This window comes from Streptomyces sp. NP160, assembly GCF_006335115.1.
Lineage (GTDB): Bacteria > Actinomycetota > Actinomycetes > Actinomycetales > Quadrisphaeraceae > Quadrisphaera.
The window spans coordinates 1-15,055 of sequence record NZ_VDMJ01000056.1 but is presented as its reverse complement, the minus strand read 5'-3'; the positions used below and the strand labels follow the sequence as shown (position 1 = coordinate 15,055).

Genomic DNA, 15,055 nt, shown 5'->3' with positions numbered 1-15,055 from the left:
ACCCAGCGCTGACACCCGCCCCCCGCCAGCAGCGCGAGGTCGACGTGCAGGCGTCGGGTCAGGCGTCGGGCGGGTCCGGGGTCGCGCACGGTGTCCTCCATCGGCCGTGGCGGGAGCACCTGACGCAGCCCGGGGTGGGTGCGCTGGTTGCTGCGGCGTCGACGAGCCACGTCTCTCGGCCGCTCTGGATGGTCGACGCCGACGGTAGGGGCGTGCCACCCCGACCGTCAACAGCCCGCGCCGGGGCCCGAGGCGCTCAGGCGGACAGCGGCGCCTTGGTCCACTCGCTGGTGTAGGCCAGGCCGCTGCGCTTGAACATCTGGGTGACGGGGCAGCGGCGCTCGGTCTCGGAGGAGAAGGTCTCGAAGACGTCGTCGGCGGCGTCGGTCTCGACGGTGACGCGGACGGCGACCTTGTCGAAGTTGGCGTTGCCCTCGGCGCCGCCGGCGATGACGGAGGGGTCGAGGTCGCCCTGGATGTGGAAGGACCACTTGCCCAGGGCGACGCCCAGGCTGGAGGCGACCAGGCTGCCGGTGACCTGGTTGCAGCTGGTCAGCGCGCCGAGCAGGTAGCTCAGCGGGCTCGGCGCGGCGTCGTCGCCCCCGAAGGAGGGGTAGGTGTCCGCGGTGAAGACGTGCTCGTGGTCACCGGCGACCACTAGGCGCTGGGCGACACCGGTGCCCTCGGCGTCGACGACGAACGGGACGGTCTGCTTGATGGGCATGCGCGGGAGATTAGCCATCGCGCACGACACATCGTCAAGGCGCCTCACTCGACGTCCTCGCGGTGCACCAGCCGCACCTCCTCGAGGTCCAGCCGGTGCTGCACCTGGCGCAGGACGGTGTCGTCGATGCGACCGCTGTCGCGCAGGCCCACCACCGCCGACCGCTTGCGCTGGAGCAGGGCGAGGCGCAGCGCGTCGGCGCCCTGCACGCGCCGGGCCACCTCGGTCGCGTCGACGTCGGCGAGCGCGGTCGCTCCGCTGCCCCGCCCGCCGGGACCGGGGGCGGGCACGTCCCGCTGCTGCCCGGCCTCCTGCTCCAGCAGCAGGAGGCGCTTGGCGAACTCGCGCCGGACGCGCTCGGCCACGTCGTCGTCCACCTCCAGCTGCGCCGCCAGCTCCGGCAGCGCGTCCAGTGCGGCCCGCGTGGCGTGCTGCTGGGCGAGCAGGCGCTCCTCCTCCAGCGCGGTGTCGGGTGGCAGCCGGGCCCAGCGCACGACCGCCGGCAGCAGCGGCGCCTGCACCACGAGGGTGAGCACGATGACCACCACGGTGGCGAAGACCACCAGGTCGCGGGCGGGGAAGGGCGCCCCGGAGGCGGTGGTCTGGGGCACCGCGAGCGCGGCGGCGAGAGACACGGCGCCGCGGAAGCCGGCCACCCCGCTGACGACGCGGGAGCGCCAGGGGGCGCGCAGCTCGCGCTGCGCGGGCCGGCGGTCGAGCGCGCGGATGAGGTACGGCGTGGTCCACAGCCAGGCGAAGCGCACGCCCACCACGGCCCCCGTCACCGCGAGGGCGACGGCGATGCCCTGCAGCAGGTCGACGCTGGTCAGGCCGCGCACGGCGGACTGGACCTCCAGCCCCACGAGCACGAAGAGCGAGCCGTTGAGCAGGTAGGTGGCGATCCGCCAGAACGCCTCCGACTGCTGGCGGGCGTCGGCGCGGCGCGTGCGGGGGCCGAGCTGGCTGGTGAGCAGGCCGCCGGCCACCACCGCGAGCACCCCGGAGGCGTGCACCAGCTCCGCGAGCAGGAACGCCGCGAAGGGCGTCAGCAGGAACGCGATGCTCTCCAGCAGCGGGTCCTCCAGGCGCCGGCGGACCGCGTCGAGCACCCACGCCACGAGCAGGCCCGCGGCGACCCCGCCGACGTAGGAGAGCGCGAACAGGCCGGCGACGCGTCCGGCGGCCAGGTCCTGGTCACCGACCACCGCTCCGACGGCCAGCCCGTAGACGACCAGGGCCGTGCCGTCGTTGACGAGGCTCTCGGCGCGCAGCACCGTGGTGTTGCGCCGCGGGAGGCTGCGGGCGAGCACGCCCACGGCCGTCGCGTCGGTGGGCGCCACGGCGGCGCCCAGCACCCACGCCGGTCCCCAGGGCACGCCGAGGGCGTGCGCGGCGGCGGCGACGCCCGCGGCCGTGAGCACCACGAGCAGCGACCCGAGCAGCACGATCACCCGCAGGAAGCGCCGGATCTCGCGCAGCGAGGTGGTCTGGCTCTCCCACCACAGCAGCGCCGGCAGGAACAGCAGGAGCACGGCCTCCGGCGGGAGGTGGGTGCCGCGCAGGGCCGGCGCGAAGCCCAGGAGGACCCCGGTGGCCAGCAGCAGGACCGGTGGCGCGACACGGGTCCTGCGGGCGAGCGCCCCGCAGGCCAGCACCGCGGCCCCGAGGACGACGACGAGCTCCAGCCCCAGCACGGAGCACACCCTCCGTCCGCGGGGCGCGTCGCGCCAGCCCCCGCCCCGGCGCAGGATGGCCGGGTGAGCACGCCCCTGCCCCAGCCCCTGCTCGACCTCCTCCGCAGGCCGTCGCCCTGCTTCGTGGCCACGCTCATGCCCGACGGCTCTCCCCAGCTGACGGAGACCTGGGTGACCACCGACGGCGAGAACGTCGTGATCAACGTGGTCGCGGGCATGCAGAAGGCCCGCAACGTGGCGCGCGACCCCCGGGTGGCCGTCAACGTGGTCGACCCCGACGACCCGTTCCGCTTCTTCCAGGTCCGCGGCCGGGTGGTCGAGGCGACCACCGAGGGAGGCCGTGAGGGCATCGACGAGCTCTCGATGAAGTACCTCGGCCGGCCGTACCCGCAGTTCGACGGCGGCGGCGACCGGCTGGTGCTGACCATCGCCGCCGACTCGGTGAGCTCTCCGAGGGGCTGACGGGGGTGACCCGGGCCGAGCGCACCACGTGCGTCGTCGTCGGAGGCGGTCCGGCGGGCGTCGTCCTCGGGCTCCTGCTGGCCCGGGCGGGCGTGGAGGTCACCGTGCTGGAGAAGCACGCCGACTTCCACCGCGACTTCCGCGGCGACACCGTGCACCCGAGCACGCTGCAGCTCCTCGACGACCTGGGCCTGTTCGAGCGCTTCGACGCCCTGCCGCAGACCCGCCTGCAGCGGGTGGAGCTGGTCGAGGGCAGCGGGGTGGTCGCCGCGGACCTGGAGCGCCTGGGCCGGCTGCTGCCGGGGCTGCGGCACCCCTACATCGCCCTGGTGCCCCAGTGGGACCTGCTCACGCTGCTGGCGGACGCCGCCCGCGAGGAGCCCTCGTTCACCCTGCGGACCAGCACGGAGGTGACGGGCCTGCTGACCGGCCCCGCCCGCGAGACCCCCACGGGCCGGCGGGTCACCGGGGTGCGCTGGCGCACCAGCGACGGCGGGAGCGGTGAGCTCGAGGCCGACCTCGTGGTCGCCTGCGACGGGCGCTGGTCCACGGCGCGCCGCTCCGCCGAGCTGGTCCCCCGTGAGCTCGAGGTGCCCTTCGACGTGTGGTGGCTGCGCCTGCCCCTGGCCGAGGACGCGCGGGACGCGCGGCTGCTGCCGGTGCTGAGGCGCGGGCGCGCCGTGGTCGTCATCCCGCGGCGGACCGCCGAGGGGCGCTACCTGCAGATCGCCTACCTCGGCCCCAAGGGCGGCGACGCGGCGCTGCGGGCGCGCGGCGTGGAGGCGTTCCGCCGCGACGTCGCCGAGCTCCTGCCCGAGCACGCCGCCACCGCCCTGTCCCCCGACGTCATCAGGTCCTTCGACGACGTGCCCGTGCTCGACGTGCGCCTGTCGCGGCTGCCCACGTGGCACCGGGAGGGCCTGCTGTGCATCGGTGACGCCGCGCACGCGATGTCCCCGGTCGGCGGGGTGGGCATCAACCTCGCCGTGCAGGACGCCGTGGCGGCCGCGCGGCTGCTGGCCGCGCCGCTGCGCGAGCGCCGGGTGCGGCGCGCGCACCTGGCCGCGGTGCAGCGCCGGCGCACCCTCCCCACGGTGGTGACGCAGGCGCTGCAGCAGCAGGCGCACCGCCGGGTGCTCGCCCCGGTGCTGGCGGGTGCCGTGGGCGGGCCGCCGCGGCCGGTCCTCGCCGCCCTGCGCCGCTTCCCGTGGCTGGCGGCGGTCCCGGCGTACGTGGTGGGCGTCGGCGTGCGCCCCGAGAGGGCACCGCGCTGGGCGCGCCGACCTGCCGGGCCCGGGGGCCGCGTCAGCCGCTGACCACCCACGCCGTCGTCGACGGGGGCAGGTGCCCGGCGTCGTCGAGGGGGCCGCTGGTGAGCACCAGCTCCCCCGCCGGCAGCGGGACCGACGCCCCGGAGCCGTCGGCCCCGCCGACGTTCACCACGCAGTGCCACCGCCCGCCCCGGCCCGCGGGCCGCGACCAGTGCAGGACGCCGTCCGGGCCCTCCTCCCACGCGAGCTCCTCGGGTCCGAGCAGCCCGCGCCGCCGCTCCAGCGCCGCCCGGTGCAGGTGCAGCGTCGAGCCGGGGTCGGCCTCCTGCACCGACACCGCGGCACCGGCGAACCACGCCGGCTGCGGCAGGTGAGGGTCCCGGCCGCCGTCGGGACCGAACCCGAAGGAGGAGCCGTCCGGGGTCCACGGCAGCGGCACGCGGCACCCGTCGCGCCCCTTCTCCGCCCCCTCCGAGCGGAAGGCGATCGGGTCCTGCAGCACAGGGGCCGGCAGGTCCGCCACCTCGTGCAGGCCCAGCTCCTCCCCCTGGTAGAGGTAGGTGGAGCCGGGCAGCGCGAGCTCGAGCATCAGTCCGGCCCGGGCCCGGCGCAGCCCGAGGGCGCGGTCGAGCACCGGCGCGGCGCCGTCCCGCGTGACCCAGGCCTTGGCGGCCACGTGCGAGGACAGCTCGGGGTCGGGCGGCAGCCCGTAGCGGCTGGCGGCGCGCACGCAGTCGTGGTTGGCGAGCGTCCAGGTGCAGGACGCACCGACGTCCAGCTGCTCCAGGCCCAGCTCCACGCCTCGACGCAGCTGGGCGGCGTCCCAACCGGCCTCGAAGAGGTCGAAGGTGAACGCCTGGCCGAGGCTGCTGGGGTCGGAGTAGCGCCAGCGGCGCGAGGGGTGCACGGAGGCCTCGGCGACGGCGGCCCGGGGCGGGTCGTAGGTGTCGAAGAGCTGGCGCCACTCGCGGTAGACCTCCATGAGGTCGTCCCGGTCCCACAGCGGGTGGCTGCCGTCGTCGAAGAGCGCCGTGTGGGTGCTGGGCAGCTCCACGTGGAGGTTGCTGTCGACGTCGCGGACCAGCCCGTGGGCGACGTCCACGCGGAACCCGTCCACGCCGCGGTCGGCCCAGAACCGCAGGGTGGTCAGGAAGTCCTCGCGCACCTCCCGGTCGGACCACTCCAGGTCGGGCTGCTCCTTGGCGAAGGCGTGCAGGTACCACTGCCCGTCGCCCACCGGCTCCCACGCCGAGCCGCCGAACAGCGACTTCCAGCTCGACGGCGGCTCGCTCATCGGGCCGGCCGGCCCGTCGCGCCCGTCGCGGAAGACGTAGCGCCCGCGCGCCGCCGAACCGCGCGGCGAGGCGAGCGCCTCCCGGAACCACGGGTGCCTGTCGGAGGTGTGGTTGGGGACGATGTCGACGACGACGCGGATGCCGGCGGCGTGCAGCGCCTCCGTCATCTCGTCGAAGTCGGCCAGGGTCCCGAGCCTCGGGTCGACGTCGCGGTGGTCGTCGACGTCGTACCCGCCGTCGGACAGCGCCGACGGGTAGAACGGCGACAGCCAGACCGCGTCGACGCCCAGCTCGGCGAGGTGCGGCACGCGGGAGGTGACCCCGCGCAGGTCGCCCAGGCCGTCGCCGTCGGCGTCGGCGAAGGAGCGCGGGTAGACCTGGTAGACGACGGCCTGGCGCCACCAGGGAGCCGCCTGGGGGGAGGTCGAGGTCACTTGATGGCCCCCCGGGTCACGCCCGACATCACCCAGCGCTGGGCGAAGACGTAGACGATGATCGTCGGCGCCATCGCCATGAGGTAGCTCGCGAAGGCGACGTTGTAGTCCGTGGAGAACGAGCTCTGGAAGATCTGCTGGATCACGGGGATCGTCTGCAGGTCGGGGTTGGCGGTGATGAGCGACGGCATCATGAAGTCGTTCCAGGCCGCGAGGAAGGCGAAGATGCCGACCGTGGCGTTCATGGGCGCCAGCAGCGGGAAGATCAGCTTCCAGAAGACCTGCCACGTGGTGGCGCCGTCGATGCGGGCGCTCTCCTCCAGCTCACCGGGGATGGAGCGCAGGAAGGCGGAGTAGAGCAGCACGCTGAAGGAGAGCTGGAACAGGATGTGCAGCACCGCCACGCCGACCGGGTTGTCCAGGCTCAGGTAGGCGGTGAGCTTCACCTGCGGCAGCGCGATCACCGGGAAGGGGATGAACATCGCGGCGAGCAGGTAGAAGTAGGAGTACTTGAACAGCTTGTGGTCCCACTGGCGCACGATGGCGTACGCCGCGAGGGACGCCAGCACGATGACTCCCGCGACGCTCGCTGCGGCGACCAGCACCGAGATGACGAAAGCGGTGGGGAAGCCCACGAGGTTCCAGGCGTCGGCGAAGCTCGACGGGTTGAACGGGGCCGGCAGGGAGAAGCCGTTGCCGTCCACCGACTGCTCCGGCGTCTTGAACGCCATCGTCACGGTCAGGTAGAGCGGGAGCAGCACGGTGAGGCTGCACACGGCGAGCACGCCGGTGAGGAGCCAGGCGCTGCGGCTGGCGCGGCCGGTGACCGCACCACCGGTGTGGTGGTGGCCCTCGTTGCGCCGGGCGTTCTTCGCGGCCGCCTCGACGGTGGCCGGGTCAGCAGCGATGGCCATCAGAGACTCACCCCTCGGCGGTTGATGATGCGGAGCTGGGCGATGGAGATGAGCACGGTGATGATGAAGAAGACCACCGCGTTGGCCATCTGGTAGGCGTAGTCACCGCTGGTGAAGCCCGTGAAGATGGTCATGGCCACGGACGACGTCGACGTCCCCGGGCCGCCGTTGGTGAGGCCGACGATGATGTCGTAGGCGTTGAGGAAGTTCTTGAAGCCGAGCACCGTGTTGATGACCACGTAGCCCGCCACCAGCGGCAGCGTGATCGCGGTGAACTGGCGCCACGGGGTGGCGCCGTCGAGCGAGGACGCCTCGTAGACCTCCTCGGGGATGGCGAGCAGCCCGGCGAGGTAGATGATCAGCGCTGAGGGGATCGCCTGCCACGCGGTGACGATGACGACGGCGACCCAGGCCCAGTCGGCGTTCGCCAGGATGCTGCTGCCGCCGAAGACCGCGGGGATCGACGTCGAGAAGATGTAGTTGAAGACGTAGGCGATGACGATGCCCGACACCACCATGGGGATGAAGAAGACGCCGCGCAGCGCCGTCTTGAACCGGATCTTCGAGTTGAGCAGCACTGCAAGGAACAGCGCGATGGCGTTGACCAGCAGCACGGTCACCACGGAGAAGCCGATGGTGAACCCGTACGCGGACAGGATGCGCGGGTCGGTGAAGAGCACCAGGTAGTTGGCAAGGCCCACGAAGCTGTACTCGCCGTAGCCGACGTAGTTGGTGACGGAGAAGAACATGCCGGCCAGGGCCGGGCCGATGATGAGCAGCGTGAAGAGCAGCAGCGCCGGCAGCAGCATGACGTAGAAGGCGGCGTCGACCTTCTTGCGCGTCCGGCGCGCGGGGGCCGCGGCGCTCATGAGAGTGCCGACCGAGCGGCGAGGCGGTCCCAGTCGGCGTCGAGCGTGCGGAGCATCCCGTCGCCGTCGCCGTCCAGCAGGGCGCCCTGGAAGTAGTTCTCCAGAGGAATCGTGTTGGGCACGAAGGTGCTCGATCCTTGGTAGATGCGGCCGGCGTCGAGGTAGGGAGCGAGCCCGGCGGTGCGCGGGTCGGTGGTCCCCTGGGCGCCCTGGAGGGGGGAGAACGCGAGGTTCTCCTGGTTGTAGGTGTTGCAGACCTCCGGCCGCATCATCCACTGGACGAAGTCCGTGGCCGCGGTGACGTCGGCGCTGGCGGTGGGGACCCACAGCGCGAGGTCGAGGTTGACGCGCGCGGCCCTGTCCTCGGGGTCCTCCGTCATGGGCAGCGAGAACGTCCCGAGCTCGAGGTCGGGGTCGGTCTTGGCGATCTCGCCGAGCGCCCACGGCCCCTGGCAGTACATCGCGACCTTCCCCTGGCCCATGGCGAGGTTGCCGTCGGCGTAGGTCTTCGAGGGGAAGTCGGGGTTGAAGTAGTCGCGCAGCGCGAGGACGTTCTTCATCACCGGGCTGAACGTCTCGAGGAACGTCGGCTTGGGACCGTCCCCCTCAGCGAGCTTGGCCTCGTAGAAGGCAGGGACGTCGGCGCCGGAGCCGGTCGCGTAGTCCCACATGCCCTGGCGCGTGGTCCAGGGGTCGCGCGCGGTGGTGTAGATGGGCGTGACGCCCGCGGCCTGGAACTTCTGGCAGGCCTCCACCAGCTCGCTGAACGTCGTGGGCACCTCGACGCCGTTGTCGGCGAAGAGCTGGACGTTGTAGATGACGCCCGCGGCGGTCACCGACCACGGCAGCACGCTCGTCTGGCCCTCGAAGTTGGCGTACTGGTCGACCAGCGACTGGTAGGACGGGTTGATCGTCGCCGCCTCGGGCAGGTCGGCGAGGTCGGTGAGCACCCCACCACGCACGTAGTTCGAGGTCTCGAGGTTGTAGTTGTAGCAAGCGACGTCCGGCGGGGCCCCGCGCACGAACTGCGGCACGATCGACGTCTGCGTGCCGTCGTGGTCGATGGTGACCCGGTCCTGGCTGGCGTTGTACTGCGCGGCCAGGTCGTCGAAGTAGGCCAGCACCTCGGGCTTGTTGGCCACCCAGCGCAGCGTCTCGCGCCCACCGCCGGCGCTCGACCCGCAGCCGGCGATCGACACCGGCACCGCTCCTGCGGCGGCGCTCAGGCCCACCAGCTTGAGCAGGGAACGGCGGCTCATGGCACCGCCTGGAGGACTGTTCACGGGCACCCCTTCGTGCTCGACCCCGTGGCTGGAGTATTTGATTGACGTCGTGAAGGAACTCAGGGAGGGTGGCACCGTGACGGCCGCAGAGTCAAGCCCCGCGACCCCGCCCAGCACGGGGCAGCGGGAGAGGACCACCTCAACCCGCGCCCTGCGCCTCGCCTCCACGGCCGCCGTCCTCGACGCGCTCTGGCACGGCGAGGCCGTGACCGGCAGCGACCTCATCGCCACCACGGGCCTGACGCGCGCCACCGTCCACGACGTCTGCGCGGACCTCATCGCCGCCGGATGGGTCGAGGAGCTGGCCGACCAGCGCGCGCACGGCAGCTACGCGCGCGGCCGCCCGGCCCGGCGGTACGGCCTGCGGGCCCGCGCCGGGGTCGTGCTGGGCCTGGAGGCCTCCAGCGCGCGCTGCACCGCCCTGGTCACCGACCTGCTCGGCGTTCCGCTGGGGACGGCTGAGAGCGCCTGCCGGCGCGACGCCGACGAACGGAGGACGGCGGCCGGCGAGGCCGCGGGGGCAGCCCTCGCCGAGGCGGGCGCCTCCATGGACGAGGTGCTGGCCTGCACGGTCGCGGTGCCGGCGCCGGTCGCCGCCTCAGGCCGGGTGGAGGTCCGCAGCAACCCGTACTGGGTGCTCATGGACGCCGGGCTGCGCGAGCACCTGGGTCGCCGTCTGTCCTGCCCGGTCCGCCTGGCCAACGACGCGGACCTCGCCGCGCTCGCGGAGGGCCGGCGCGGCGGCGCGGCGGGCGTGCTCGACCACATCACCGTGCTGGCCGACGGGGGCTTCGGGGCGGGCCTCGTCGCCGCGGGGTCGCTCGTGCGGGGCCGCTGGGGGCGGGGCGGGGAGATGCGCTGGCTCGACCTGGTGAGCGACGTCGGCGCCCCCATCGGCCTGGGCCCCCTGCTGGCCCTGTGGGACGCCGAGGGCACGGACGCCTTCCCCGACACCCACGGGCCGCTGGAGGTCGAGCCCGGGACCGGTGACCTTGAGGCGGACCTGGAGCGTGCGCACCGGGTGCTGCGCGGGGCCGCGGACGGCGACCCCCGCGCGCTCGCCGTCGCAGAGCGCGCCGGGCGCCACCTCGCCCGCGTCGTGGCGACGGCCGCAGGCCTGTTCGACCCCGAGGTGGTGGTGCTGGCCGGCCAGCTGGCCGCCGACCTCCAGCCGGTCGTTGACGCGGCGTCACGCGTGCTGCCGGAGCTGCTGGACGAGCCCGTCCCCCGCCTGGTGACCTCGCCGCTGGGCGGTGGCGTCATCGCCGTCGGCGCCGCCCAGCAGGCCCTGGACGACGTGCGGGCGGGCGCGCTCGACGTGCGCCTGCCCGGAGCCGCGGCGGCCCTCGCCGAGCGCTGACCCGGCGGGGGCAGCGCCCGGCGGGCACCGCCGGTTTCAGGCCGTCAGAGCCACTTGGAGGCGAGGTGCTCCGCGACGACGCGGCGCACGGTGCCCGACTGCGTGCGCAGCACGATCGACTCCGTGCGGATGATGCCGTCGCCGTAGCGGACGCCGTCCAGCAGGCCGCCGTCGGTGACGCCGGTCGCCACGAAGAACGCGTCCTCGCCCTTGACGAGGTCGTCGGCGTCGTACACGTGGTCCATCTGCAGGCCGGCGGCGAGGCCGCGGTCGCGCTCGGCGTCGTCCTTGGGCGCCAGCACGCCCTGCATGAAGCCTCCGAGGGCCTTGACGGCGCACGCGGTGGTGACTCCCTCCGGGCTGCCGCCGATGCCCACGCACATGTCGATGCGCGTGCCAGCGCGTGCGGCGTTGATGCCACCGGCGACGTCGCCGTCGAGCAGCAGCCGGGTGCCGGCGCCGGCCGCACGGATCTCGCGGACGATCCCCTCGTGGCGGGGTCGGTCGAGGATGGCGACGACGACCTCCTCGGGGCGCTTGCCCAGCGCCGCGGCCAGCGCGCGGATGTTCTCCCCGACGGGCTTGCGGATGTCGACGACGTCCCGGCCCTCCGGGCCGGTGACGAGCTTGTCCATGTAGAAGACGCTGGAGGCGTCCAGCATGGCGCCGCGGTCGGCGACGGCGATGACGGACAGCGCGTTCTGGCGCCCGGCCGCGGCCATCGAGGTGCCGTCGACCGGGTCGACGGCCACGTCGCACGCCGGTCCCTGCCCGTTGCCGACGCGCTCGCCGTTGAACAGCATCGGCGCCTCGTCCTTCTCGCCCTCGCCGATGACGACGACGCCGTCGAAGGAGACGGTGGACAGGAACGCCCGCATCGCGTCGACGGCCGCACCGTCCACGGCGATCTTGTCGCCCTTGCCGATGAAGGGGACGGCGCGGATCGCGGCGGCCTCGGTCGCGCGGACCAGCTCGAGGGCCAGGTTGCGGTCCGGGCGGTCGGTGTGGGTGAGCGTCATCGCGGTTCCTCCGTCGGCGGGGTGGGGCCGGTTGTCGGCGGGGCTGCCCGGATCATCGCACAGTTCATCAGATGCTGTATGATCGGGCACGTGGTCGCCATGACGAGCGCCTTCGCCGAGGCCGACACCCGGCCCGGAGCCGCCGCCAGGGTGCTGGCCCGGTTCGGCCACGCCCTGTCCGACCCCACGCGCGCACGCCTCCTGCTCGCGCTGCGACAGGAAGCCGGGTACCCGGCCGACCTCGCTGACGAGCTGGGCGTCTCCCGACAGAACCTCTCCAACCACCTGGCGTGCCTGCGGGAGTGCGGCCTGGTGGTCTCCTCGCAGGAGGGTCGGCGCGTCCGCTACGCCCTGGCCGACCCGGCCCTGGGCCACGCCCTGACCGGCCTGCTGTCCGCCGCGGCCGCCGTCGACCCGCTCGCCGAGGAGCACCACCGGTGAGCCACGGGCACTCCCACGCCGGCGCCGCCGCCGGTGACCGCCGGCGGCTGGCCATGGCCCTCGGGGTCACGCTGGTCGTCCTGGCCAGCGGAGTCGTCGGTGGCCTGGTCACCGGGTCCCTGGCGCTGCTCGCCGACGCGGGCCACATGCTCACGGACGCCGCGGGGCTGGGCGTGGCGCTGCTGGCCTCCAGCCTGGCGCTGCGGCCCGCCACCGACGCGAGGACCTGGGGGCTGCAGCGCGCCGAGGTCCTCGCCGCCGTGCTGCAGGCGGCGATGCTGCTGGCCGTCGGCGTGCTGATCACCGTGGAGGGCGTCCGGCGGCTACTGTCCCCTCCGGACGTCGCAGCGCCGGAGATGCTCGCCTTCGGCGCGGTGGGGCTGGCGGGCAACCTCCTCGCGCTCTGGGTGCTCACCCGCCGAGGCGGCGGTCACCGCGGGCACGAGGACGAGCACCAGCACCCCATGGGCCTCAACCGCCGCGCCGCCGTCCTGGAGGTCATCAGCGACGGCCTCGGGTCGGTGGCGGTGCTGCTCGCCGCCGCCGTCATCGCCCTGACGGGGTGGACCCGCGCGGACGCGCTGGTCTCCCTGCTGATCGGCGTCCTCATCATCCCCAGGACGGTGGTGCTGCTGCGCGAGGCCACCGACGTCCTGCTCGAGGCGGTGCCGCGCGGGCTCGACCTGTCGGCGGTGCGCCGCCACCTGCTCGAGCAGCCCCACGTCCAGGCCGTCCACGACCTCCACGCGAGCCAGATCAGCTCCGGGCTGCCCGTGCTGAGCGCCCACGTGGTCCTGGACGACTCCTGCTTCATCGACGGCCACGCGCCCGAGGTCCTGGACCAGCTCCAGGCCTGCGTGGCCGGCCACTTCCCCGTCAGCATCACGCACTCCACCTTCCAGGTGGAGCCAGCGAGCCACGCCGACCACGAGCACGGGGTGCACGCATGAGGACGACGACGAGATCCGACGCGGACGGAGCGGGACGAGGGCGGCGCGGCCCTACCTCCCGGCGCACGAGGCTGCTGGCTGCCATCGTCGTCCTGACGACGGCGGCGAGCGCCTTCGCCGTCGCCGCCGCGGGGCGCGCCCCCGGCGGTGCCGCTGGCGCCGCCCCGCCGTCCCTGGTCCGCTGGGACAGCCACCGGCTCACCGAGGGCCCTGCGGGTGCGACGGTCGGCCAGCCGGTCCAGCTGGTCGAGTTCATCGACTTCGAGTGCCGCCGGTGCCGGGCGACGCAGCCCTTCATCGACGAGCTGCGCGCCGACTACGCGGGACGCGTCGACTTCGTGGTCCGCTACTTCCCCCTCCCGGGGCACGCCAACTCCACCCACGCCGCCATCGCGGTGGAGGCCGCAGCGCGACAGGACGCCTTCGCCGAGATGGCCGACGTCATGTGGGCCACGCACGGGCACTGGGGCCGCTCCAGCGAGCCGCAGACGTCGCTCTTCCGCAGCTTCGCCGCGGAGCTGGGGCTCGACATGGCCGCCTACGACGCGGCCGTCGCCGACCCGGCAACGGCGGCCCGGGTCCGTCAGGACTTCGAGGACGGTGTCGCCCTCGGTGTCACGGGAACGCCGACGCACTTCCTCGACGGCGTGCTGGTGCGCCCGGCCGACGAGGCGGACTTCCGCCGCCTCCTCGACGCGGCCCTGGCTCCCTGACCCGAGGACGACAACCTTGACGTTCCGTCAAGGTAGGATCGACCTCTCGTGAGCACCTCCGCGCTGCGCCGACCGTCCTGGACCCAGCCGCGAGTGCTGCGCACGGAGGTCCTCGCAGGTCTGGTCGTCGCCCTGGCGCTGATCCCCGAGGCCATCTCCTTCTCCATCATCGCGGGCGTCGATCCCCGCGTCGGCCTCTTCGCGTCCTTCACGATGGCGGTGACCATCGCCGTCGTCGGCGGACGCCCGGCCATGATCTCGGCCGCCACGGGGGCGGTCGCGCTCGTCGTGGCCCCCCTCGTGCGCCAGCACGGGCTGGACCACCTCGTGCTGGCCGTCCTCCTCGGCGGCGCGCTGCAGGTGGCCCTGGGACTGCTCGGGGTGGCGCGCCTGATGCGCTTCGTGCCGCGCAGCGTCATGACGGGCTTCGTCAACGCCCTCGCGATCCTCATCTTCATCGCGCAGGTGCCCTACTTCGTGGGGGTGCCCTGGGCCGTCTACCCCGTGGCTGCCACCGCCATCGCCATCATGGTGCTGCTGCCGCGCGTGACCACCGCCGTGCCAGCGCCCCTCGTCGCCGTGCTCGTCCTGACGACCGCCACCGCGCTGGCTCACCTCGCGCTGCCGGACGTCGGCGACCAGGGGGCGCTGCCCGACAGCCTCCCGTCCCTGTTCTGGCCCGACGTCCCCTGGACGTGGCAGACCCTCACCACGGTGGCCCCGTACGCCTGCGGAGTCGCTGTCGTGGGACTCCTGGAGTCCCTCATGACGGCCAAGCTCGTGGACGAGCTGACGGACACCACCTCGCGCAAGAGCCGGGAGGCGTGGGGACAGGGTGTCGCCAACATCGTCACCGGCGTCTTCGGCGGCATGGGCGGCTGCGCGATGATCGGCCAGACGATGATCAACGTGAGGAGCGGCGCGCGGACGCGGTTGTCCACCTTCCTGGCCGGCACCTTCCTGCTCGTCCTCGTCGTGGGCCTGGGCGACCTGGTGGCCATGATCCCCATGGCCGTGCTGGCGTCGGTGATGGTGATGGTCACCGTCGCCACCTTCGACTGGCACTCGGTGAGGCCGTCCACGCTGCGCCGGATGCCGCGCTCGGAGACGGCGGTGATGGTGGTGACCGTCGTCGTGGTCATCGCCACGCACAACCTGGCCATCGGCGTGGTGGCGGGCGTCATCGTGGCGGCGCTGCTGTTCGCCAGGCGGGTGGCGCACCTGGTGACCGTCGTCCGGTCCCTCGAGGAGGACGGTGCGCGCGTGAGGTACACCGTCGTTGGAGAGCTCTTCTTCGCCTCCAGCAACGACCTCGTGGGCCAGTTCTCCTACGGGGAGGACCCGGCCGACGTGGTGGTGGACCTGTCCAGCTCCCACGTGTGGGACGCCTCGACCGTGGCGGCCCTCGACGCCGTGAGCACCAAGTACGCCGCTCGCGGCAAGACGGTCCGCATCGAGGGCCTCAACGACGCCAGCGCCGCCATGCACGACCGGCTCGCCGGTCGCCTGGGCGCTGAGGCCTGACCTCGCAGCTCGGTCCCCTCAGGCACGTGCGCGACGCGCACACCAGACATCCACCACGCTCGAGCCAGCCCGGGGTGGTGCGTGGGGACGCGGAAAGGGGCT

General features: G+C 73.6%; 14 protein-coding genes and 1 riboswitch. Of the genes, 7 read left to right on the top strand and 7 right to left on the bottom strand.

Going from position 1 to position 15,055, the window contains the following annotated elements; translation table 11 throughout:
• Nucleotides 1-94: 94 nt before the first annotated feature.
• Nucleotides 95-195, bottom strand: a riboswitch (SAM riboswitch).
• Between the two features lie 61 nt (nucleotides 196-256).
• Nucleotides 257-724, bottom strand: coding sequence for an OsmC family protein (locus tag FHN55_RS21420; protein WP_218974908.1), 468 nt, complete (start codon nucleotides 722-724; stop codon nucleotides 257-259).
• Between the two features lie 44 nt (nucleotides 725-768).
• On the bottom strand, nucleotides 769-2,418 hold the full coding sequence (locus FHN55_RS21415; protein WP_139714441.1) for a Na+/H+ antiporter: 1,650 nt from the start codon (nucleotides 2,416-2,418) through the stop codon (nucleotides 769-771).
• 63 nt (nucleotides 2,419-2,481) lie between these two features.
• On the opposite strand from FHN55_RS21415, the gene FHN55_RS21410 reads away from it, so the two are divergent.
• Both FHN55_RS21410 and FHN55_RS21405 read left to right on the top strand, forming a co-directional pair.
• Nucleotides 2,482-2,880: a TIGR03618 family F420-dependent PPOX class oxidoreductase gene (locus FHN55_RS21410; RefSeq protein ID WP_139714440.1), complete on the top strand. Its 399-nt coding sequence runs from the start codon at nucleotides 2,482-2,484 to the stop codon at nucleotides 2,878-2,880.
• A 5-nt stretch (nucleotides 2,881-2,885) separates the two neighbouring features.
• A complete protein-coding gene (locus tag FHN55_RS21405; RefSeq protein WP_139714439.1) occupies nucleotides 2,886-4,196 on the top strand; it encodes an FAD-dependent oxidoreductase in 1,311 nt (436 codons plus the stop codon).
• On the opposite strand, the gene FHN55_RS21400 is transcribed toward FHN55_RS21405, so the two are convergent.
• The 4 genes from FHN55_RS21400 to FHN55_RS21385 are packed head-to-tail and all read right to left on the bottom strand — an operon-like array spanning nucleotide 4,186 to nucleotide 8,922.
• A complete protein-coding gene (locus tag FHN55_RS21400) occupies nucleotides 4,186-5,880 on the bottom strand; it encodes a glycoside hydrolase family 13 protein (RefSeq protein WP_139714438.1) in 1,695 nt (564 codons plus the stop codon). The two genes, FHN55_RS21405 and FHN55_RS21400, sit on opposite strands and share 11 nt — an antisense overlap.
• On the bottom strand, nucleotides 5,877-6,794 hold the full coding sequence (locus FHN55_RS21395) for a carbohydrate ABC transporter permease (protein ID WP_139714437.1): 918 nt from the start codon (nucleotides 6,792-6,794) through the stop codon (nucleotides 5,877-5,879). The genes FHN55_RS21400 and FHN55_RS21395 overlap by 4 nt, the downstream gene beginning before the upstream one ends.
• On the bottom strand, nucleotides 6,794-7,663 hold the full coding sequence (locus FHN55_RS21390; RefSeq protein WP_139714436.1) for a carbohydrate ABC transporter permease: 870 nt from the start codon (nucleotides 7,661-7,663) through the stop codon (nucleotides 6,794-6,796). Before FHN55_RS21390 ends, FHN55_RS21395 begins: the two co-directional genes overlap by 1 nt.
• Entirely contained in the window at nucleotides 7,660-8,922 is a 1,263-nt protein-coding gene (locus tag FHN55_RS21385) for an ABC transporter substrate-binding protein (protein ID WP_139714435.1), read from the bottom strand. Before FHN55_RS21385 ends, FHN55_RS21390 begins: the two co-directional genes overlap by 4 nt.
• 100 nt (nucleotides 8,923-9,022) lie before the next feature.
• Between FHN55_RS21385 and FHN55_RS21380 the strand changes: the two genes are divergently transcribed.
• Nucleotides 9,023-10,306 (top strand): ROK family protein, encoded by a 1,284-nt coding sequence (locus tag FHN55_RS21380; protein ID WP_180358001.1) that lies wholly within the window; start codon nucleotides 9,023-9,025, stop codon nucleotides 10,304-10,306.
• Between the two features lie 44 nt (nucleotides 10,307-10,350).
• Here the strand turns inward: FHN55_RS21380 and glpX are convergent, their stop codons facing one another.
• Nucleotides 10,351-11,325: a class II fructose-bisphosphatase gene (gene glpX / locus FHN55_RS21375; protein WP_139714433.1), complete on the bottom strand. Its 975-nt coding sequence runs from the start codon at nucleotides 11,323-11,325 to the stop codon at nucleotides 10,351-10,353.
• A gap of 99 nt (nucleotides 11,326-11,424) precedes the next feature.
• Here glpX and FHN55_RS21370 point away from each other — a divergent pair, with 99 nt between their 5' ends.
• Genes FHN55_RS21370 through FHN55_RS21355 form a run of 4 tightly spaced genes read left to right on the top strand, consistent with a single transcriptional unit; the run spans nucleotide 11,425 to nucleotide 14,953 of the window.
• Nucleotides 11,425-11,766 (top strand): helix-turn-helix transcriptional regulator, encoded by a 342-nt coding sequence (locus tag FHN55_RS21370; protein ID WP_139714444.1) that lies wholly within the window; start codon nucleotides 11,425-11,427, stop codon nucleotides 11,764-11,766.
• Nucleotides 11,763-12,716 carry a cation diffusion facilitator family transporter gene (locus FHN55_RS21365; RefSeq protein ID WP_257571187.1) on the top strand — a complete coding sequence of 318 codons (954 nt, stop codon included), beginning with the start codon at nucleotides 11,763-11,765 and terminating at the stop codon, nucleotides 12,714-12,716. The genes FHN55_RS21370 and FHN55_RS21365 overlap by 4 nt, the downstream gene beginning before the upstream one ends.
• Nucleotides 12,713-13,429 carry a thioredoxin domain-containing protein gene (locus FHN55_RS21360; RefSeq protein WP_139714432.1) on the top strand — a complete coding sequence of 239 codons (717 nt, stop codon included), beginning with the start codon at nucleotides 12,713-12,715 and terminating at the stop codon, nucleotides 13,427-13,429. Before FHN55_RS21365 ends, FHN55_RS21360 begins: the two co-directional genes overlap by 4 nt.
• Before the next feature lie 48 nt (nucleotides 13,430-13,477).
• On the top strand, nucleotides 13,478-14,953 hold the full coding sequence (locus FHN55_RS21355; protein ID WP_139714431.1) for a SulP family inorganic anion transporter: 1,476 nt from the start codon (nucleotides 13,478-13,480) through the stop codon (nucleotides 14,951-14,953).
• The last annotated feature ends 102 nt before the right edge of the window (nucleotides 14,954-15,055 follow it).